Consider the following 18,567-nt stretch of genomic DNA (forward strand, 5'->3'; position numbering starts at 1 on the left):
ATGTGGCTCAGGTGCTGGCCAAGGCGGCGTGATAGGTGGCCGAGGTCGCCCCGGCGAAGGTCTGCAGGCCGAACTCACGCTCTGCATGGCGGCGGGCGGCCATGCCCATCGCCGGCAGCGCCTGGCGTTGTTCATACATCGCCTGCACCTGTGCGGCGATGGCGGCTACGTTGCGGGTGGGCACGACCCAGCCGTCGACTCCCTGCTCGATGTTTTCCGGCAGCCCCGCGTAGTCGCTGACCAGCATCGGCCTGGCGCTGGCCATCATTTCGCGGCAGGCGAAGGAAATTGTTTCGATGTCGTTGGACAGCACGAAGCCGACGTCGCCGGCGGCGATCAGTGGGCGCGTATCGGCCAGCAGTCCGGTGAAGTGGACCTGCGTGGCGACATCACCGAGGGCCTGCACCTGCGCGCGTTGCTGCGCGTTGGGCAGGTGACCCGCGACCGCCATGTGTACGTGCGGCCGGATCGCGTCGGGGAGCAGGGCAATGGCCTGCGCAAGGTCGATCCAGCCCTTGTAGTCATCGGTGCCGGCGTTGCTGACCAGCAGCAGCGCATCCGGATCCTGCGTCCATTGCTGCCGCATTGCCTGGCCGGCGTCGGCCGGCAGCGGCGCGAAGCGGTCCAGGTCGACGCCGTTGCGGACCACATCGATCGGGCAGCGCCGGTACGGGCCCTGCTCCAGCAGACGCCCGGTGTGTGCCGAAACCGCAATCACGCGGTCGGTGGCCCAGCGGGCCCTGAAGACATTGCCAAGCGTACGGGTGGGCTTGCTGTTGTGCTTGGTCAGGATGATCGGCGGGCGGCGCATGCCGAGCAGTCCCTGCATCACGAAGCGGTGATCACGAGCACCGTTGACGTGGACCAGGTCGATGCCCTCATCCCGCACCAGCCGGCGCAGCGCATGCTGTTCGGCCAGTTGTCGTGGCAAGGTCGGCAGGCCGCTGCCAAAGGCCATCGGCAGCGGGGTGGCGATTCCTTCCTCGGCCACCGTGCGCAGCAGGCGGCTGTCGGCGGGGGCTGCGACATGGAGCGTGTGCTGGCCATGCAGGGCGCGCGCCAGGGACACGATGTACGTGGTGTGGCCGCCACCGTCGCCATAGTGGAAGTTGGTGTACAGGATTTTCATGGGGATCTTCAGGCAACGCGCAGCAAGTGTGACACAGCCGGCTCAGGGCCGTTCCACAGGGGCTGGAGGATCGGCCACCGCCTGGCCGTTGCCCAGCATCCACAGCATGATGGTCTTCTGCCGTACGTAGTTGGCACGCACATAGGCATAGACCAGGCCGTGCCAGCCGTCGCGGAAGCCGCCGCGGAACAGGAAGCCACGCCAGAACCGCCAGGCCGGCGCCAGCACCAGCTTGCCCAGCGTGGCGCGCTTGCCACGCGCGAACTCGTGCTCGGCCATCATCCGCGCATACTTCTCGGTCTTGGCCAGCTGCTGCTGCAACGATCGATAGGGATAGTGGATGAGATCGCCGCGCAGGGTGCCGACGCTGCCATCGACGCTGGCCGCCTCGTGGATCTCGCGCTTGCCGCGCCAGCCGCCCTGGCGGCGGTCGAACAGGCGCATCACCCGGTCCGGGTAGGCATTGCCGTGGCGCAGGAACCTGCCAAAGTACTCAGACAGGCGGGCGAAGCGGTAGCCGGCGTGGCCGGCGAAGCCGCCGTCACGGGCCTGTTCGATGGCCGCACGCAGCTCGGGGCTGATGCGCTCGTCGGCATCCAGGCACAGTACCCAGTCGTGGCTGGCCTGCTCGACGCAGAACGCCTTCTGGCTGCGGAAGCCCTCGAACCGACGCTGCAGCACGCGGGCACCGGCAGCCTCGGCGATGGCCACGGTCGCATCGGTGGACTGCGAGTCCACCACCACGATCTCATCGCAGAAGGCCAGCGAGGCCAGGCAGTCGCCGATGCGCCCGGCCTCGTTGAACGCGATAATGCACGCCGAGATGCGAGGCCGTTCGATGGGAGCGGTCGTGGAGGACATGATGGCCGGGTACCTGTTGTTTGCGACGGAGCGCTATGCGCTGCCTATTCTCGCCCCGTTGGCGCAGGCGTTGCACGCGTCCGGGCAGGAGGTTGCGGCCTGGTTCGAAGGCGGCGCGGCCGGCAGCAGCCTGCCGGGGGTGGCCAACGTCGGCCTGAAGCAGGCCCTGGCAATGCGCCCGCGGGCGGTGTTCAGCGCGGCCAACTGGGTGCCGACCTTCCTTTCGGGGGCCAAGGTGCAGCTGTTCCATGGCTTCAACGTGGAAAAGCGCGACAGCGCGCGCGGCCACTTCCGGGTGCGCGGCATGTTCGACCTGTACTGCACGCAGGGGCCGGCCACCACGACGCCGTTCCGCGAGATCGCGGCCCAGCAGGGCCATTTCGCGGTGGCCGAGACCGGCTGGCCGAAGCTGGACCCGCTGTTCCGCGATGACGGTGGCGAGAGCGCCGCACTGCGCGCGCCGGCCGGCGATCGCCCGGTGATCCTGTTTGGTTCCACCTTCACCGAGCGGCTGAGTGCGGCACCGCACCTGCATGCGCAGATCGCCGCCGATATCGTTGCCGGTGGGCGCTACTGGCTGCTGACCCTGCATCCCAAGTGTCCGCCGGAACTGTTCGAGCGCTACCGCGCGCTGGCCGGTGCCAATGCCCGCTTCATCGAGCCGGAGCAGGTGATGGCCGCGCAGCGCGCCGCCGATGTGCTGGTGTCGGACACCTCGTCGATCGTTTCGGAGTTCATCGTCCAGCACAAGCCGGTGGTGACCTTCCGCAACCGCGTGCCGAAGCCGCACATGATTGATTTCGACGACCCGGCACAGCTGCCGGCGATGCTGCAGCGCGCGCTGCATCCGGACGCCGCGCTGCAGGCGGAAATCGTGCGTTACGCCGATGCCATCCATCCGTACCGCGACGGCCTGTCCAGCGAGCGGGTAATCGCGGCCACCGAGGATTTCCTGTCCGGTGAAATGGGTGCGCTGCGCCGCAAGCCTCTCGGCAGCTGGGTGCGCGATCTGCAGATCCGAAGGGACCTGGGCTATTGGGGCCCCTCGCAGCGATGATGCCTCGCTGACCCTGCTCGCGGTCGTGCCGGCCGCTGGCCGGCAAACTGGGGGATGTGCAGTTGCCGGCCAGCGGCCGGCACTACCTGATTCAGGCCGGAATCCGACCCCGCATCACCAGCGCAGTTTGCGCCGCGCCAGCGCGGCCGCCAGTTGATCCATCGCCTGCTGTGCCTGTGCCTGCGGCAGATGGTGCAGGGTGAGTGCCACGTCGCCATGCGCACCGGCGGTGTCCAGTTGCAGGCTGCTGGTGCCCAGCACCTTGTCCAGCGGTGAACGCTGCAGGCGCAGGCCCTGCACCTTGTCCAGCTCGGCCCAGCGCCACCAGCGTTTCCACCAGCCGCCGCGCACGGCCACATAGTGCTCGTCCAGATACCAGCCCATGCGTGCCATCTGCCGGTGTGCGACCAACAACGCGACCGGCAGCCAGGCCAGCACGACCAGGCCCCACGTGCCCCAGCGCCAGTACGCGGCGGCGGCCAGCAGCGGCACCAGCAGCAGCGCGCCCAGGCACAGCCGCCACCAGCCACGTTGCGGGATGGACTGCCATTGCGCCGGTGGCCAGTGCAGCTGGGGGAGCAGGTGCTGCACCAGTTGCGTGCAATGCTCGCGGGTTGCCAGCGGCGCCAGTTCGCGCAGGGCGCGGTCCTCATCACGCGAAGGGCCACCGGCGGCACTGTCGATGCGCAGCTGGCGCAGCCCGAACCAGCGCTGCAGGGTGCCTTCGCGCAGCGTCCAGGCCTGGATGCGGCGACGTGCCACGCTGCTGCGGGTGCGGCTGAGCATCCCGGCCGACACCGTCAGGCGGCGGTCCTGCTCGACGAGGGTGAAGCCGTGGTAACGCAACAGGGTCAGCACCACTGACAGCACGCGCAGCGCCAGCCAGCCCAGCAGCAGGGCCGCCGCCGCCAGCAGCAACGCGCCGGTCACGCCGGGATGCAGGTGGCTGGCATAGCCGAAGGCTTCGCGGCCGCCGCGCTGGATGGCATCGTCCATCACCGGCCGCGGCACTGTCTGGAACAGGACGCCGAACGCGGCCACCGCCAGCGCCCAACCGCGATTGGAGAGCAGGCCCATGCGCACCACTTCCCAGCTGGACAGTCGCAGCAGTACGCGTTCGCTGTCGACGTCGGCAATGGGCGGTGCATCGACGTCGTCGTTGGCCTGCCGCGCCTGCCCGCGCTGGCGGACCAGCCGTTCCAGCGCCAGTGCCTGGTCCAGCTTCAGTACCCGCATCTCCGCTTCAGGGCGCACACCGCCGGCCGATTCCAGGCGCAGTTCGGCCACGCCGAACAGGCGGTGCAGCGGGTTCTGCCGCACTTCCACGTTGTGGATGCGGGCGAACGGGATCTCGCGGCGGTTGCGCGCCAACAGGCCACTGCGCACGGTGATCGCATCGCTGCCGATGCGGTAGCGGTAGCTGAGGTACTGCATCACCGACACCAGGACCAGGGCGGCAATTGCCGTCAGCGGAATCAGCTGCGCCCACATCGGATCGCGGTCGCCGCGCTGGCCGAACACCAGCAGCGCGACCAGTGGCAGGAAGTAGTGGCGCAGCTGCATCAGCAGCACGAACAGCCACGACCACGGGTGCAGGCGGTGGTCCTCGGTACCGGCGGGCGGCGGTGCAGGCAGGGGCGGCGGCAGGCTCACAGGGCGTCGGCGTCCTGGTCGAGCTGGTGGGACAGGGTGTCGCGCAGGCGCTCGGCGTCCGCCTGGTCCAGGCCGCTCACGGTCACCGCGCTCATGCGGGTGCCTGCGGTGTGCACGATCAGCGTGGCCAGGCCGGCACGGCGCTCCAGCGGGCCCCGGCGCAGATCGAGATGCTGCACTCGCGACAGGGGAATGCGCGTCTCCAGCTGCCACATGAGGTCGCGGCGCAGGCCCAGGCCCTGTGCGTCCAGCCGCCAACGGGTGCGGACCAGGCGTCGACGGCCCAGCCACGCACCAAAAGCCACACCCATCAGCAGCCCGGCTGCAGCGGTCCACAGGCCACCGGGCAGATCGAAGAACCACGCCGCCGCCGCCAGTGGCAGGCCCGGGACGAACAGGCCGCCAAAGGCACCTTCCAGTGCGGCCAGGCGGGCTGCGCGTTGCGGCAGTGACTGCCAGTCGGTGGCGGGTGGTGCAGGAATCGTGGCGTCGGTCACGCGGGCTCCGTCAGGCAGCAGGGCGGGCGGTAGCGGCCGTGGCCGCACCGCGCAGACGGTAGCAGGTCGGCTGCGTTACTGGGCAGCCTGGATCAGCGCATCGACATCCAGCAGGTGGCCGGCACGGTCGGCCTTGGTGCGCAGGTAGTTCTCGTTCTCGGCAGTGATCTCGCCGGTGACCGGAATGCAGTCCAGCACTTCGATGCCGGCATTGCGCAGGCGCTGTGCCTTGGTCGGGTTGTTGCTGAGCAGCGCCACGCGCGAAATGCCCAGGCCACGCAGCATCGCCACCGCGCTGCCGTAGCGCCGCTCGTCGGCACCGAAGCCCAGCTGCGCATCGGCGTCGATGGTATCCAGGCCGTCGTGCTGGTAGCCATAGGCGCGCATCTTGGCGGCGATGCCGGTGCCGCGGCCTTCCTGGTCCAGGTACAGCAGCACGCCACCACCCAGGTCCTTCAGCTTGCGCAGGCCACGCCGCAGCTGGTCGCCGCAGTCGCACTTGAGTGAACCGAACAGATCGCCGGTCAGGCACGAAGAATGCACGCGTACCGGCACCACTGCCGACAGGTCCGGCTCGCCGACGATGATCGCGACCTGGTCGCGCTGCGCCACGCCGCCGCGGAAGACTGCAAAGGTGGTCATGCCGACGTCGCGCAGCGGAACCGGCGAACGCGCCACCAGTTCGTAGTCGTGGGCCGCATGTGCCGCGCCTTCGGCCAGGTCGCACAGGGCCACCTCGGCCGCACCGTCGAAAGTGTGGTCATCGACGTCCAGGCGCACCGCGACCATCGCTGGCAGCAGCAGACCCAGGCGGGCAAGCTCCACCGCGCCGGCATCGAAGGCGTCGCCGGCGCTCCAGCTTTCGGGCATCGGCCCGGGTTCGCGCAGGTAGCCCAGCGAGGGCAGGGCCTCGAAGGCCACGCCGCTCAGCGGCAGGCGCGCGCCCTGTGGTGCCTCCACGCCGAGCACGCGGGCGCGGGTGGCGGTCAGGAACAGGTAATGGCGCTCGCGGGCGGCAGCGGCGAAGGCGGCGAAGCTGCTGGTCGTGGCGCTGTCCAGCGCGATCACCGCCAGGCGCTGGCCCTGGCCATCGTGGAGCAGCACCGGGCGACCGGCGCGCAGTTCGGCCACCGCGCGTTCGCAGCGGATCGCGGCCGGATCGCCGAACAGGGAAGAAGCAGCAGGCATGGCAGGACCGGGGGAGGCGGACATCGCAGTCTCTATGGGGGCGCCGGCGTCGTATTCAACGTGGTGCGGCCAGTGGTCGCAGGCCGCCGTCAGTGGGGGTGTTCCTCAGTTGCGTACGGGTCTTCCTCGCTACTGCCCGGTGGCCGCAGCGTATAGCGCTTGTAGGTCCACTGGTACTGCGCCGGGTCGCGGCGGGCGATGCGTTCGATGCCGGCGTTGAGGGCGGTGGCCGCCACCAGCGGGTCCGGATCGGCCACGGCCGGGTCGGTCGGCTCGATGTGCAGGGCGAACTCCATGTCCGGCCCGATGCGTTCGCACCAGCCATAGAGCACGGTGGCACCCGTGCGCTCGGCCAGCCGGTTGACCAGGGTCATGGTCAGCGCCTGCACGCCGAAGAACGGCACGAACACGCCATCGCCGGCCTTGGGCTGCTGGTCGGGCAGGATGCCGGTGGCGCCGCCGTCCTTGAGCACCTTGAACAGCTGGCGCACGGCCGGGCCTTCGGCGCGCACCTGCTGTACGTTCTGGCCGCCGCGCACCAGCTGCAGGAAGGCATCGCTGGCCTCGTCCTCCGGCGGCTTGTAGACGATGGCGATCTGCCCGCGCGAGGCCAGCCACTGGTTCAGCAGCTCCCAGTTGCCGAAGTGCGGCGCGGCCACGATCACGCCCTTGCCGCTGGCCAGGGCGGCGTCGTACAGGGCCTCGCCATGGCGCTGCTTCAGGTGCAGGCGCAGGTTGTCGGCCGGCGCCTGGCTCCACAGCCGCAGGGTTTCGATGGCCTGCAGCGCGGTGGAGCGCAGCAGATCACGGTGCAGGCGGTCGCGCGCGGCGCCATCCAGTTCCGGGTAGGCCAGTTCCAGGTTGCGCCGGGTGACGCGGCTCTCACGGGCATTGAGGGCGATCCACGCCCACGCCAGGGCGCGCGCGAACGCCCGCAGCAGCGGCCACGGCAGGCGGGCGAACAGGGTGGTGGCGCGGTAGACCAGCCGGGCTTTGCGTTGCGGATTCATCGGCGCCAGTTTAGCCAAGGGCGCTGCTATCGTGGCCGGCCCTGTTCATTGGAAGCCCACGATGCTCGTCCTGATCCAGCGTGTCAGCCAGGCCGCCGTCCATGTCGACGATGAGGCCGTGGGGCAGATCGGCCCTGGCCTGTTGGCCCTGGTCGGCATGGAGCCGGGCGATACCGAGGCCCAGTTGCGGCGGATGGCCGAGCGCCTGCTGGGCTACCGGGTATTCGCCGACGAGGCCGGGAAGATGAACCGCTCGCTGCGCGATACCGGCGGCGGCCTGCTGCTGGTCAGCCAGTTCACCCTGGCCGCCGACACCCGTTCGGGCATGCGGCCGAGCTTCACCACGGCCGCGCCGCCGGAAGAGGCTGAACGCGGGTTCAACCGTTTTGTCGAGATCTGTCGTGAAAATCACGCGCCAGGGGTGGAAACGGGCCGATTTGGTGCCCATATGGTCGTCAGCCTGGTCAATGACGGTCCCGTGACCTTCCTTCTCCGGCCCTGAGCCTGCGGGACCACCGCCCGGCAGGCAGGGCCCCGGGCTGGTATAATGCTACGTTCCCTATTTCTCCCTGCCGGTGGCGCGAGCACTACATGGCCAACGAACGTCCTGCCCAATCCGAAATCAAGCAACTGATCAGCAAGGGCCTGGAACAGGGCTACCTGACCTACGCCGAAGTCAATGACCATCTGCCGGACGACATGGTCGACCCGGAACAGATCGAAGACATCATCGGCATGATCAACGGCATGGGCATCGATGTCCATGAAGTTGCGCCGGATGTGGAAACCCTGCTTCTCAACGATGGCAACACCGGCAACCGCGAAGTCGATGACACCGCGGCTGAAGAAGCTGCCGCCGCGCTGAGCGCGCTCGACACCGAAGGTGGCCGTACCACCGACCCGGTGCGCATGTACATGCGCGAAATGGGCACCGTCGAGCTGCTGACCCGCGAAGGCGAAATCGCTATCGCCAAGCGCATCGAGGAAGGCCTTTCGCAGGTCCAGGCGGCCCTGGGCCAGTTCCCGGTTTCGGTCGAGTCGCTGCTGAACGACTACGAAGCCCACAAGGAAGGCAAGAAGCGCCTGGCCGAAGTGATCGTCGGCTTCAACGACCTGGTCGACGAAGAGCCGGCGCCGCCGGCGGTCGCTGCCGATGACAGCGCCGATGCGGACGCCGAAGGCGACGAGGACGAGGACGACGATGTCGACGGTGGCGATGAAGAAGCCGCACCGACCGGTCCGGATCCGGAGGAAGTCGCCGCGCGCATGCAGGCGCTGAGCGATGCCTTCAACGCCTTCAAGAAGGCCGCGACCAAGGGCGACAAGAAGAACCTGCCGCGCCTGCGCGAAGAAATGTCGGCGGTGTTCGTCACCCTGAAGCTGCCGCTGCCGCTGACCGATGTGCTGACCAAGCAGCTGCGCGACACCATGGCGTCGATCAAGGCCCATGAGCGCCGCGTGCTGAACCTGGCGACCGTTACCGCCCGCATGCCGCGCAAGGACTTCATCCGTTCCTGGGAAGGCAACCAGACCAACCTGGAGTGGGTGGAAGACGCACTGAAGCGCAAGCAGAAGTGGTCCTCGGCGCTGCGCGAAGTGAAGGACCAGATCATTGCCGAACAGCAGGCGACGATCGACATCGAGACGCTGACCCAGCTGGACCTGGAAGAGCTGAAGGAAATCAGCCGTGCCATGGCCTACGGTGAAGCCAAGGCGCGCAAGGCCAAGAAGGAAATGGTCGAGGCCAACCTGCGCCTGGTGATCTCGATCGCCAAGAAGTACACCAACCGTGGCCTGCAGTTCCTCGACCTGATCCAGGAAGGCAACATCGGCCTGATGAAGGCCGTGGACAAGTTCGAATACCGCCGCGGTTACAAGTTCTCGACCTATGCCACCTGGTGGATCCGCCAGGCGATCACCCGCTCGATCGCCGACCAGGCGCGCACCATCCGTATTCCGGTGCACATGATCGAGACGATCAACAAGTTGAACCGCATTTCCCGCCAGATGCTCCAGCAGTACGGCCGCGAGGCTACGCCGGAGGAGCTGGCCAAGGAAATGGACATGCCGGAAGACAAGATCCGCAAGGTGATGAAGATCGCCAAGGAGCCGATCTCGATGGAAACCCCGATCGGCGACGACGAGGATTCCCATCTGGGCGACTTCATCGAGGACACCAACGTGGAGTCCCCGATCGAGAACACCACCAACATCAATCTGTCTGAAACCGTGCGCGACGTGCTGGCCGGCCTCACCCCGAGGGAAGCCAAGGTGCTGCGCATGCGCTTCGGCATCGACATGAACACCGACCACACGCTGGAAGAGGTCGGCAAGCAGTTCGACGTTACCCGCGAGCGCATCCGCCAGATCGAAGCGAAGGCCCTGCGCAAGCTGCGTCACCCGAGCCGCTCGGAGCAGCTGCGCAGCTTCCTGGATATCGATTGATTTCCAGCGGCTGTTGAAGCGTTGAGAGAAACCCCGCCTGGTGCGGGGTTTTTCTTTTTGGAATGTGTACGCTCTGCCTACTCTTCGGCAGAGCCGAGCCACGCTCGGCTGCTGTTCGCGATGACGTATCCGGCAGATCTTCTCAACAGGTGTCGGTTGCTTGCCGCACCTTGTGACGCAACTGGCCTGAGAATTGTTGAACCCTTCGCTGCGATTCATCGTCGCAGGAGACCGTCACCCGGCCGAAGTCCAAGTGGCTCAACGATCCAAGTACCCAGCTTCGAGTGCTGCGCGCAGACGGTGTCGCAATCGCCAATTGAAGCCACTACCTTCTCTTCCACACAGTCCTCCGCAGGTGCTCAACACACCGTCGTAGGCGGACTGTCTGCCGCTACAGCAGGCAATCCAAGGTCAAGCCGCAACTCTCGCCATTCCGGTGAGCCCAAGGGTTTCTGGCCGGGTGGCGCGCAGCCATACAAGACCCTGCAAGGGGAAAGCTGCGGGCGGCCCTACGACCGTGTTGAAGCACCCGGTCGCCTCTCTCAACAGGAGGCGGAAGAGGTTCGACGAATCGTAGGAGAGTGACTATGGAGCTGAAGGAGATTGCTGCCGGGCACGGTAGGCGTGAATCGGACGCGCATGACTGCGCGTTTGCGCCGCTACTGGATTGGGAAGATGTGATGCGCGACGAGCGCGAGGATTCACTGGGATTCGCCCGAAGAGCAACATTGGCGTTGCTGACGCAGTCGGGTGCTGGGTTGCTTGCGGGCTTCGGCGGCGACAAGCAGAAGGGGCTGGAAGAGGCCAGGAGGACGGTGGCGCTGTTCCACGCACACCTGCGGCGGCAGGTGTGGTTTGCGGAAGTGGCGGAGAAGCGGTTGGGTCGTGTTGCTGAGGCTCTTGCTGCTGCCGGGTAGCCGATCGAGCGTGGCCTCCACTACACTGTGAGGCTGCGCCGGGCCTATAGCTCAACGGTTAGAGCAGGGGACTCATAATCCCTTGGTTCCAGGTTCGAATCCTGGTGGGCCCACCAACCGACCTCGCCTGACCGGTCGCAGGTCTCATCGCTCCCCAGCGCGACCTGCAGCGTCGGTACCATCTGATCCGCACACAGGGATCGACCATGGCCAGCACCGATACGCCGGTGGAAGACTTCACCAACGAAATCGAAGACAGCCGGCACCTGTTTGCCTGGTGCCTGGTCCACTATGGACAGGTGCCCGAGGCGCTGGCACTTGAACAGGCACGCCAACGCTATCCCGACCAGAGCCCCGGCCGCGATTACGAATACGCGCTGATCTTCCACGACGAGCCCTGGCATTGGGCGATGCTGCAGGTGGCGGGGGAAGGTTATTGGCACCGGCGCCCGGAACTGGCGCAGCCATCGCTGGACTATGAAGCCGAATCGGACGCACTGTGCCTGGCCCGCGGTGAGCGGGTGCCACCGCTGGATGAGGACGAGTACCTTGGCGCGCTCGCGCATGCGCGCCACATGCGTGCATGGACGCTGGTCCATCAGACAGGTCGTTCGCCGGATGAAGCGCGCCAGGAGGCGCTCGGCCACTACGCGTATCATCCGCGCCATCATCGCGGTCGATTTCAGGTTCATGATCCGCGTGATGGCTGGCGTCATGTGATGAGCGAATTGCATGGCGACGATTACTGGGCGCGACCAGAGTTGCGGGAACCGCCACAGGCCTATTGGAGCGAGTCCCGCGCCTTTGTTTCGGCGCAGGGAGTCCGCTTGCCGGACCCTCCGGGCTGACGCCTGCTCGGCAGGCGAAGGCGCAGCACCGTCGATCACCGCACTCTGTGCCGAATGACACATGCCCCGCCATTTCTGCTGGCGGGAAGATGGCGGCATCCCGAAGTGGAGTGATCTGATGCCTGGTACGCTCAGTCGTCGCACCTTCCTGGCCAATGCCGCGGCTGTTCCGGCGGCCACGCTCATGCCTACCGGTGTTGCCACGGCGGCGCAGCCCACCGTCACCACCGGGAACCTGATCGAAGCGGAGCGCGGCGTGATCCGCTCGGCCATGCAAGGCAGCGGCATCGGTGCCGCTGCCGTCTGCCTGGTCGAGGGTGGGCAGGTGCGCTGGACTGAAGGCTTCGGTCACGTATCAGGCCAGGGTAGCGCGGCCGCGGACGCCAGCACGATGTTCAGCATCCAGTCCACCTCGAAGAATTTCGCGGCGGTGGCGGTGCTGTTGGCCGTGCAGGACGGCATCCTTGATCTGGATGCGCCCATTACCCGCTATCTGCCGTCGTTCACCGTGCGCAGTCGCTTCGAGCATTCCCCGCAGGAGCGCATCACCCTGCGCCTGCTGCTTGCCAACCGCGCGGGATTCACGCACGAGGCGCCGCTGGGCAACAATTACGAACCGGCGTCACCGGGCTTTGATGCGCACGTCCGCAGCATCTCGCAGACATGGCTGCGCTTTCCGGTGGGTACGCGCTATCGCTATTCCAACCTGGGCTTCGACCTTGCCGGTCATGTCCTTGAGCAGGTTGCGGGCATTGGCTATCCGGCATGGCTGCAACGCCGGATCTTCGAGCCGCTGGGAATGCACGACAGTACGGCCGATGCGTCGGTCTACCTGGCAAGCAAGGGTCGGGCACTGGGAACCCAGGAGGGCTATGCGCAGGTGCCGCCAGTGACACCGCTGGTGGTGTCGGGAGGCGTCTGGACCAGTGCCGCCGACATGGCGAAGTATCTTGGCTTCCTGCTCGGTGGCGGCCGATCCGGTGCGCAGCAACTGCTCGAGCCCCGTCTCTGGGACCAGATGCATGGTTTCGGCCTGGGCGGTGACTACGGGCTCGGTGTAATGCGCAGCGAACGCCTCTACGGTAGTACACCGGTGCGGCTGCTGCACCATCGCGGCGGAGGCTTCGGATTCGGGTGCGTGTTCACCTACTGCAGGCAGGCCAACGCTGGATTCGCCGCGATGTTCAACCGCGCGACGTCCGCGGGGTACGGCATCGGCGAGCGTCTGCTCGACCAATTGCTGTCGGCGCGTTTCGGGCCCCGCCAGCCGCGTGTGCCGCTATCGTCCCTGGCGCCGATCAGGTTGAACCAGGACCAGATGCAGCGGATGGCGGGAGACTGGATAGGGCGCAGCGGCAAGGCGAAGATCGTGGTTGCCGGAAGCGGTGAACTGCAACTGCATCGTGGGGCGCAAGCTGTGGGCAGACGGTTTGCGGCCATCGACGGCGACCAACTGTTCACCGCGGACACCGATGGAGAGGTTGCGACGTACCGTTACCATGCGGCGACGGAGAGGCTGCCGGCGCACCTGGAATGTACGAACGGCGAGGATAGCCTGGACCAGAACGATCCCATCGATGGGTCCACCGGGCCGCACGCGCCCCATTGGCAACCCTGGCTGGGGCGCTATCGCATCGACCAATGGGGAAAACCGTCGATGTCCGTTGTGCTGGAGCAGCGACAGGGCTGGCTGTACATCGATGGCATCCGCCTGGTCACTGAAGTGGAGCCAGGCCTGCTGTTCACCAGCGATGGCGAAGCGGTGGATTTCCGCAGCTCCCAGCCGACATGGCGCAACCTGCGTCTGCAGCGCGTCCAGCCCGTGGGCCGGGGATGATGGCGGCATGCCGCGTGCTCATCCGCGCCGCCCACGCCCATCGATGCTGTAGCGCCCCGCCCCGGTGCAGGCCAGCAGCAGGAAGCCACCGGCCAGCCCCAGGTTCTTCAGGAACATGATCTGCTGGGTCGGGTCGGCAACGTTGTGGTGGAAGATGAAGGCGGTGACCAGGCTGAAGCCTGCCAGCACGATCGATACCAGCCGGGTCTGGAAGCCCAGCAGGATGCACAGGCCGCTGCCGATCTCAAAGGCGACGGTAGGCCACAGCAGGATGCCGGGTACCCCCATCGCTTCCATGTAGCCCTGGGTACCGTTGAGGTCGCCGAGCTTGCCGATGCCGGACACCAGGAACAGCGCCATCAGCAGGATGCGCGCAAGCAGGTAGGCGAGCGAATGCGATGAGTTGCTCACGTCGAAGTCCTCGGAGATGGCTGCCGAAGGCGATCGGAGCCCACCGGCAGTGAAGCCCGTGTCTACGTACCGGGCAAGGCGGCTTGACAGCTGGCCGGCCGCAGGACACCTTTCCATCATGACGATCGATATTGAATCGCTCAGCCTTCGGGAGCTGGGCGCCTTGGTGGTTGCCGCTGAACAGCGGAAACAGCTCATTTCCAGCCGCCGTCCGGCCAGCGCGGTGCGGCGGATGTTGAAGGCTGCCGCGGCCGAAGCCGGCTACACCCTCGAAGAACTCTTCGGTGGCGAAGCTTCGGAAACACCTGCGCCCGCCCGCAAACCCACCCGCCGTAAATCCGGCAAAGTCGCGCCCAAGTATCGCGACCCGGAATACAAGCGCCTGACCTGGACCGGTCGCGGGCGCATGCCGCGCTGGCTGGCGTCCAAGGTGTCGATGGGCCACAAGGCCACCGATTTCCTGATTCCTGGTTTGGCCAGGCCGACCGCTGGCAAGACCAGCACCATCGGCAAGCGGACTGTCATCAAGAAGGGATGAGGCTGCAGCACTGCTACCCTGCCCGGGTCTTTCAACCAAGGAGCACCGGATGGCACACGAGGGTGGCATGACGATCACGCCGAAAGTCCTGTACACAGCCGCAGGCGTGGCCGTGCTGGTCAGCCTGTTGGCCTGGGCGGTGGAATGGAGCGGGATGGCTTATGTCTGCCCATACTGCCGCGTACAACGCACTGTCATCGGTGTGCTGGGCGTGCTGACATTGTTCGCGCGGCCGGGGAGCCTCATCGTGCCCTGGTTGTCGTACACAGCGGGCGGCTTCGCGTTCGTGGTTGCAGCGATGCAGCACTTCAATGGCTGGAAGCGCATTTCCGCCGGTGATTTCAGTTTCAACGCGCAGTGGTACATCGACCCGTGGCTGCTGTCAGGCGGCGCGATGCTGATCCTGGTAGCGCAGCTGATGCTGGTGCAGGCCGCCTGCCGGCGCAGCTTGCGCTGAGTGTTTCCACCCATGGCGTGGAACTACCCGTTCTGGAATACCGCCAACTGCGCAGCAAACGCGCGCTGATAGGCGGGACGCTGCGTCGCCCGTGCCACATAGGCCACCAGCAGCGGGTACTCGTCGAGCAGGCCGCTGCTCTTCAGGCGCAGCAGTACCGAGACCATCATCAGGTCGCCCACGCTGAACCCGCCGTCCAGCCACGCCGCCGCGCCCAACCACGCGGACAGTTGCGAGAGACGCATTCGCACGCGCTCGTCCAGCATCACCAACCGCCGTGCATACCAGGGCTGTTCGCGCTCCAGCACCCAGGCCATCGAGCGCTCGACGATGGGTGGCTCCACCGTATTCAACGCGGCGAACACCCACATGACTGCGCGCATGCGTGCATCCGGACCGACGGGCAGCAGGCCGGCATGCTGTTCGGCCAGGTGCAGGACGATCGCGCCGGATTTGAACAGGACCTGGTCGCCCTCCTGCCAGGTGGGAATCTGTCCGAAGGGATTCCGCGCCAGGTGGGCAGGTTGCTTCATTTCGGCGAAGGTCAGCAGCTGCACGTCATAGGGCACGCCCAGTTCCTCCAGCGCCCAGCGCACGCGCATGTCACGGGCCAGGCCCTGGCCGCGGTCGGGGGAGGTGGCAAAGGCGGTGAGGATGGGGGACATCGCGGCGCTCCTGCAGGCGGGAAGGCCTGGCTCTTCTGTTCCGACGAACGACGAGGGCGGAAATCGACATCCCTCGATGCGCTCTTCACCCCGCCCGATGCAGTTTCCGGTACTGGTCCGGCGTGCACTGTGCGTGCCGCTTGAACATCTCTGCGAAGGCGCTGACGCCGGAGTAGCCAAGCTCCTCGGCAATCCGGCTGATCGGCCGGCGTGTGCACAACGCTTCGGTGGCACGCACGAACTTCACCCGACCGCGCCAGTCACCGAGTGACATGCCCAGCTCGCTGCGTGCCATGCGCTCCAGCTTGCGTACGCTCATATGATGCCGCTGCGCGATATCGGCGACCGACTCGGCTGCGGACAGGTGCTTCTCGATGTACGCCATCACCTGTTTCAGGGCATCGCTGCTGGCGATCGGCAGGAAGCTGGGCAGCACTGCGGCATTGAGGATCTGGTCGATCACCACGGCGGCCATGCGCCGCTGGGCCGGCGTCCGCGGATCGGTCACGCCCTGTCGCGCCAGCTCGTGCAGCAGCTCGCGCAGCAATGGGCTGACTTCCAGCGCACTGCAGCGCTCGGGCAGGCGGCGTGACAACGCCGGCGACAGGTAGGCCGAGCGATAGGCCAGCCGCGACCGGTTGCGCGAATAGTGGGGCATTCCCGGTGGGATCCAGATCGCGTAATGGGGTGGGGACACCATCCACTCGCCGTCGATCTTCATCTCCATCACCCCTTGTGCGACGAAGTTGAACTGGCCCCATGGATGGCTGTGCGTGCCCCAGTCGGTGGGCTCCATCGCACCCTGCCGGAAGTAGACCGGACCGGGCAGCTGGCGGAAGGTGGGGATGGGCTCCATCGGTTGCCGCAACCCGGGGTCGGAGTGACGCATTTTCAGGATGTCCTCGATATACGCCAAGCGTACGCTGGCCATTCCCCCACGTACACCCACGCTCTTGAACTACCTCTTCCCAATCCTTGCCTGCCTGCTGTGGGGCGCGAATACCATCGTGACCAAGCTGGCCTCGGGCGCGGTCGGTCCCATCGATATTGGTTTCTTCCGCTGGCTGGTGGCGGCCATTGTCCTGTTGCCCTTCGCGCTGCCGCGGCTGCGCAACAACCTGCAGACCGTGCGTGCCAACCTTGGCCGCTTCCTGCTGCTGGGGTGCCTGGGCGGGGTGATGTACCAGTGCCTTGCGTACTATGCGGCGCACTTCACCTCGGCCACCAACATGGGCGTGATCCAGGCATTGATTCCACTGCTCGCATTGGCGTTGTCACGCGTGTTCATGGGCCATACGGTGCGCGGTACCTCCATTGCCGGTGCGGTGATTTCCACTGTCGGGGTGGCGGCGGTGGTCTCGCAGGGCGACCTGGCACGACTGGCCGCTCAGGGCGTGAACCGCGGTGATGCGATCATGCTGATCGGTGCGTTGGCCTTTGCCGCCTACAACGTGCTGATGCAGCGCTGGAAGATCCCGCTGACGGTGCTGGAATCGTTGTTCCTGCAAGCCACCGCCGCGTCGCTGATCCTGTTGCCGGCGCAGCTGCTGGTCGGTACCGGGGTGAACAATCTCACTGCGGTCGGCTGCATCGGGTTTGCGGCAGTATGCGCGTCGATCCTGGCCCCACTGACCTGGATGACCGGATTGTCACGGTTGGGCGCAGCGCGTGTCTCCGGCTTCTTCAACCTGGTGCCGATCGTGACCGCCGCACTGGCCGTGCTGCTGCTGGGCGAATCGCTCAGTGGCTGGGTACTGGCAGGGGGCGTGCTGGCGGTATCCGGTGTGGTCTTCGCCGAGTACGCAGCGAAGCGCGCGACGATGGCGAGTGGGGGCGAAGCGTCCTGACGCGGTCGGGCCGGACCCGCGCGGACCTCAGCCGCGGCGTGTCGTCCCGCACAGCGCCTGCTCCACCTCCTGTTCCAGCGCGTCGGCGTCGTAGCCGCGCTTGCCCTGCAGGCTCAGGTACAGCGACAGCGGGTCCACGCGGTCACCGCTACCGGTGAAGGCAGGCGGATACGACCATATCTGCAACGTTCCGCTGCGCGTGCAGTCGGGGCCGGCTGCAGGCAGTGCCCCCAGCTTCCGCCAGGCATCGATGTACAGGGCGCGTGTGATGCCGTGGTCTTTCGACGGCACCGCAAGCATTGCTTCCGTCCCTGCCTGGGGGGCGGATTGAGCATGTCGGGCCAGAACGTCGGCGACCTGTTCCCAGCAGACCTCCACTTCCTTCAGCACGGGGGAGCGCAGGAACGGCTGCGCTCTCGCCCAGACCTCGCCGCGGCTGCCGGCGAGTCTCAGGAAGCGTTCGCGTCCGCCGGTGGAGCGTTCGGCCAGTCCGCGACCGACCAGTTCAGCGGAGAGCCTCGACGCGGTCATCGAGGTGTATCCGGCAGCACGGCTGACCTCACGCGGTGACCACCAGCGTGCCTGGCCGGAAAGGAGTACGTGGATGAGCACGGCCTGCGCCGAAGGCAGCAGCGAAATCGCCTTCTTCTCGTGGTCGGGCGCATCGCGGAACTCGATCGCCAGGCTGGGGGCGTACAGCTGGTTGTGCGGTACCACGAAGTCGATATGGTTCTCGACCAGGAACCTGCGCTGGGTGGGGGTGAGGTACGGCGAGACATACAGCACCATGGCCTTTGCCGCTGAGCGCAGCACTTTCACATCCTGGATGACGCGGCTGCTGGATTCGCCCGGGACGCGTGGAACTGCCAGCATCGCCGGCGTTTCACCATAGAGGGTCAGCTCGGCGATGTGATAGCGCGAGGCCATGGTCTGCGGGATGAAGCGTGCCGCAGCCACGGGGCCGACCACCGAGGCCAGGCCGGGCAGGATCCGGCGCAGGTAGCGCTGCGCATCCATGACCAGATCGGTCAAGCCACTGTGTACTGCCGTTGTCATCGCTTGCTTCCCTTGGACCAGCCCCATCCCCGCAGCGGGGAGGGGGTGGTCCATCGCATTCAGTGGTGAATCCGGAGAGGTCGGGCGAGGTGGATGCCACGCGGGCGATCCTCGCTTGCCTGCTCCATCTGCTGCCGTTGCGCCAGTGTTG

Annotated in this window: 19 protein-coding genes and 1 tRNA gene; 10 read left to right on the top strand and 10 right to left on the bottom strand. The window is 66.7% G+C overall.

Annotated elements, in window-relative coordinates:
• Positions 1 to 7: 7 nt before the first annotated feature.
• Together AC5P6X_RS04115 and AC5P6X_RS04120 are read right to left on the bottom strand one after the other, a co-directional pair.
• On the bottom strand, positions 8 to 1,129 hold the full coding sequence (locus AC5P6X_RS04115) for a glycosyltransferase family 4 protein (protein WP_329757044.1): 1,122 nt from the start codon (positions 1,127 to 1,129) through the stop codon (positions 8 to 10).
• Between the two features lie 42 nt (positions 1,130 to 1,171).
• The gene (locus tag AC5P6X_RS04120) at positions 1,172 to 1,990 is read right to left on the bottom strand and encodes a glycosyltransferase family 2 protein (RefSeq protein ID WP_005414597.1); all 819 of its coding nucleotides are present in this window, start codon (positions 1,988 to 1,990) and stop codon (positions 1,172 to 1,174) included.
• On the opposite strand from AC5P6X_RS04120, the gene AC5P6X_RS04125 reads away from it, so the two are divergent.
• Positions 1,989 to 3,047 carry a CDP-glycerol glycerophosphotransferase family protein gene (locus AC5P6X_RS04125; protein WP_099604885.1) on the top strand — a complete coding sequence of 353 codons (1,059 nt, stop codon included), beginning with the start codon at positions 1,989 to 1,991 and terminating at the stop codon, positions 3,045 to 3,047. The genes AC5P6X_RS04120 and AC5P6X_RS04125 overlap by 2 nt on opposite strands.
• 114 nt (positions 3,048 to 3,161) lie before the next feature.
• Here AC5P6X_RS04125 and AC5P6X_RS04130 read toward each other — a convergent pair whose 3' ends face one another.
• The 4 genes from AC5P6X_RS04130 to AC5P6X_RS04145 all read right to left on the bottom strand — a co-directional run bounded on the left by AC5P6X_RS04130 (position 3,162) and on the right by AC5P6X_RS04145 (position 7,395).
• The gene (locus AC5P6X_RS04130; protein ID WP_329757045.1) at positions 3,162 to 4,700 is read right to left on the bottom strand and encodes a PH domain-containing protein; all 1,539 of its coding nucleotides are present in this window, start codon (positions 4,698 to 4,700) and stop codon (positions 3,162 to 3,164) included.
• Positions 4,697 to 5,197: a PH domain-containing protein gene (locus tag AC5P6X_RS04135; RefSeq protein WP_005414594.1), complete on the bottom strand. Its 501-nt coding sequence runs from the start codon at positions 5,195 to 5,197 to the stop codon at positions 4,697 to 4,699. Before AC5P6X_RS04135 ends, AC5P6X_RS04130 begins: the two co-directional genes overlap by 4 nt.
• Before the next feature lie 75 nt (positions 5,198 to 5,272).
• Positions 5,273 to 6,409 carry a GTP cyclohydrolase II RibA gene (gene ribA, locus AC5P6X_RS04140; RefSeq protein ID WP_033834003.1) on the bottom strand — a complete coding sequence of 379 codons (1,137 nt, stop codon included), beginning with the start codon at positions 6,407 to 6,409 and terminating at the stop codon, positions 5,273 to 5,275.
• 65 nt (positions 6,410 to 6,474) lie between these two features.
• On the bottom strand, positions 6,475 to 7,395 hold the full coding sequence (locus AC5P6X_RS04145; protein ID WP_005411181.1) for a lauroyl acyltransferase: 921 nt from the start codon (positions 7,393 to 7,395) through the stop codon (positions 6,475 to 6,477).
• Between the two features lie 61 nt (positions 7,396 to 7,456).
• Between AC5P6X_RS04145 and dtd the strand changes: the two genes are divergently transcribed.
• From dtd to AC5P6X_RS04175, 6 genes are all read left to right on the top strand, one after another.
• Complete coding sequence (dtd, locus tag AC5P6X_RS04150; protein ID WP_005411180.1) at positions 7,457 to 7,897, top strand: D-aminoacyl-tRNA deacylase; 441 nt, start codon at positions 7,457 to 7,459, stop codon at positions 7,895 to 7,897.
• Between the two features lie 89 nt (positions 7,898 to 7,986).
• The gene (gene rpoD, locus AC5P6X_RS04155; RefSeq protein WP_005411179.1) at positions 7,987 to 9,840 is read left to right on the top strand and encodes an RNA polymerase sigma factor RpoD; all 1,854 of its coding nucleotides are present in this window, start codon (positions 7,987 to 7,989) and stop codon (positions 9,838 to 9,840) included.
• 587 nt (positions 9,841 to 10,427) lie between these two features.
• Positions 10,428 to 10,757, top strand: coding sequence for a hypothetical protein (locus AC5P6X_RS04160; RefSeq protein WP_227860003.1), 330 nt, complete (start codon positions 10,428 to 10,430; stop codon positions 10,755 to 10,757).
• 40 nt (positions 10,758 to 10,797) lie between these two features.
• Positions 10,798 to 10,873 (top strand) — tRNA-Ile (locus AC5P6X_RS04165).
• 90 nt (positions 10,874 to 10,963) lie between these two features.
• Positions 10,964 to 11,605 carry a hypothetical protein gene (locus AC5P6X_RS04170; RefSeq protein WP_099604883.1) on the top strand — a complete coding sequence of 214 codons (642 nt, stop codon included), beginning with the start codon at positions 10,964 to 10,966 and terminating at the stop codon, positions 11,603 to 11,605.
• A 61-nt stretch (positions 11,606 to 11,666) separates the two neighbouring features.
• On the top strand, positions 11,667 to 13,442 hold the full coding sequence (locus AC5P6X_RS04175) for a serine hydrolase domain-containing protein (protein WP_241900826.1): 1,776 nt from the start codon (positions 11,667 to 11,669) through the stop codon (positions 13,440 to 13,442).
• 18 nt (positions 13,443 to 13,460) lie between these two features.
• On the opposite strand, the gene AC5P6X_RS04180 is transcribed toward AC5P6X_RS04175, so the two are convergent.
• A complete protein-coding gene (locus tag AC5P6X_RS04180) occupies positions 13,461 to 13,853 on the bottom strand; it encodes a DoxX family protein (protein ID WP_099604882.1) in 393 nt (130 codons plus the stop codon).
• Between the two features lie 118 nt (positions 13,854 to 13,971).
• Here AC5P6X_RS04180 and AC5P6X_RS04185 point away from each other — a divergent pair, with 118 nt between their 5' ends.
• Complete coding sequence (locus tag AC5P6X_RS04185) at positions 13,972 to 14,391, top strand: H-NS histone family protein (protein WP_005414575.1); 420 nt, start codon at positions 13,972 to 13,974, stop codon at positions 14,389 to 14,391.
• Between the two features lie 49 nt (positions 14,392 to 14,440).
• On the top strand, positions 14,441 to 14,848 hold the full coding sequence (locus tag AC5P6X_RS04190) for a hypothetical protein (protein ID WP_005411174.1): 408 nt from the start codon (positions 14,441 to 14,443) through the stop codon (positions 14,846 to 14,848).
• Between the two features lie 23 nt (positions 14,849 to 14,871).
• Here AC5P6X_RS04190 and AC5P6X_RS04195 read toward each other — a convergent pair whose 3' ends face one another.
• Entirely contained in the window at positions 14,872 to 15,513 is a 642-nt protein-coding gene (locus AC5P6X_RS04195; RefSeq protein WP_495215337.1) for a glutathione S-transferase family protein, read from the bottom strand.
• An 85-nt stretch (positions 15,514 to 15,598) separates the two neighbouring features.
• Entirely contained in the window at positions 15,599 to 16,402 is an 804-nt protein-coding gene (locus tag AC5P6X_RS04200; protein ID WP_049404131.1) for an AraC family transcriptional regulator, read from the bottom strand.
• 7 nt (positions 16,403 to 16,409) lie between these two features.
• Here AC5P6X_RS04200 and AC5P6X_RS04205 point away from each other — a divergent pair, with 7 nt between their 5' ends.
• On the top strand, positions 16,410 to 17,360 hold the full coding sequence (locus AC5P6X_RS04205) for a DMT family transporter (protein WP_329757046.1): 951 nt from the start codon (positions 16,410 to 16,412) through the stop codon (positions 17,358 to 17,360).
• Between the two features lie 27 nt (positions 17,361 to 17,387).
• Here AC5P6X_RS04205 and AC5P6X_RS04210 read toward each other — a convergent pair whose 3' ends face one another.
• Positions 17,388 to 18,416 carry a hypothetical protein gene (locus tag AC5P6X_RS04210; RefSeq protein WP_062605573.1) on the bottom strand — a complete coding sequence of 343 codons (1,029 nt, stop codon included), beginning with the start codon at positions 18,414 to 18,416 and terminating at the stop codon, positions 17,388 to 17,390.
• Positions 18,417 to 18,567 lie beyond the last annotated feature (151 nt).

The sequence above is a fragment of the Stenotrophomonas sp. YJH_SMC_40 genome (assembly GCF_059368615.1).

What these genes read in the sequence shown, in the direction of transcription:
- AC5P6X_RS04115 (WP_329757044.1), bottom strand. Translation starts at nt 1,129, where the DNA reads ATGAAAATCCTGTACACCAACTTCCACTATGGCGACGGTGGCGGCCAC.
- AC5P6X_RS04125 (WP_099604885.1), top strand. Translation starts at nt 1,989, where the DNA reads ATGATGGCCGGGTACCTGTTGTTTGCGACGGAGCGCTATGCGCTGCCT.
- AC5P6X_RS04120 (WP_005414597.1), bottom strand. Translation starts at nt 1,990, where the DNA reads ATGTCCTCCACGACCGCTCCCATCGAACGGCCTCGCATCTCGGCGTGC.
- ribA (WP_033834003.1), bottom strand. Translation starts at nt 6,409, where the DNA reads ATGTCCGCCTCCCCCGGTCCTGCCATGCCTGCTGCTTCTTCCCTGTTC.
- AC5P6X_RS04145 (WP_005411181.1), bottom strand. Translation starts at nt 7,395, where the DNA reads ATGAATCCGCAACGCAAAGCCCGGCTGGTCTACCGCGCCACCACCCTG.
- dtd (WP_005411180.1), top strand. Translation starts at nt 7,457, where the DNA reads ATGCTCGTCCTGATCCAGCGTGTCAGCCAGGCCGCCGTCCATGTCGAC.
- rpoD (WP_005411179.1), top strand. Translation starts at nt 7,987, where the DNA reads ATGGCCAACGAACGTCCTGCCCAATCCGAAATCAAGCAACTGATCAGC.
- AC5P6X_RS04160 (WP_227860003.1), top strand. Translation starts at nt 10,428, where the DNA reads ATGGAGCTGAAGGAGATTGCTGCCGGGCACGGTAGGCGTGAATCGGAC.
- AC5P6X_RS04170 (WP_099604883.1), top strand. Translation starts at nt 10,964, where the DNA reads ATGGCCAGCACCGATACGCCGGTGGAAGACTTCACCAACGAAATCGAA.
- AC5P6X_RS04175 (WP_241900826.1), top strand. Translation starts at nt 11,667, where the DNA reads ATGCCCCGCCATTTCTGCTGGCGGGAAGATGGCGGCATCCCGAAGTGG.
- AC5P6X_RS04185 (WP_005414575.1), top strand. Translation starts at nt 13,972, where the DNA reads ATGACGATCGATATTGAATCGCTCAGCCTTCGGGAGCTGGGCGCCTTG.
- AC5P6X_RS04190 (WP_005411174.1), top strand. Translation starts at nt 14,441, where the DNA reads ATGGCACACGAGGGTGGCATGACGATCACGCCGAAAGTCCTGTACACA.
- AC5P6X_RS04195 (WP_495215337.1), bottom strand. Translation starts at nt 15,513, where the DNA reads ATGTCCCCCATCCTCACCGCCTTTGCCACCTCCCCCGACCGCGGCCAG.
- AC5P6X_RS04200 (WP_049404131.1), bottom strand. Translation starts at nt 16,402, where the DNA reads ATGCGTCACTCCGACCCCGGGTTGCGGCAACCGATGGAGCCCATCCCC.
- AC5P6X_RS04205 (WP_329757046.1), top strand. Translation starts at nt 16,410, where the DNA reads ATGTCCTCGATATACGCCAAGCGTACGCTGGCCATTCCCCCACGTACA.
- AC5P6X_RS04210 (WP_062605573.1), bottom strand. Translation starts at nt 18,416, where the DNA reads ATGACAACGGCAGTACACAGTGGCTTGACCGATCTGGTCATGGATGCG.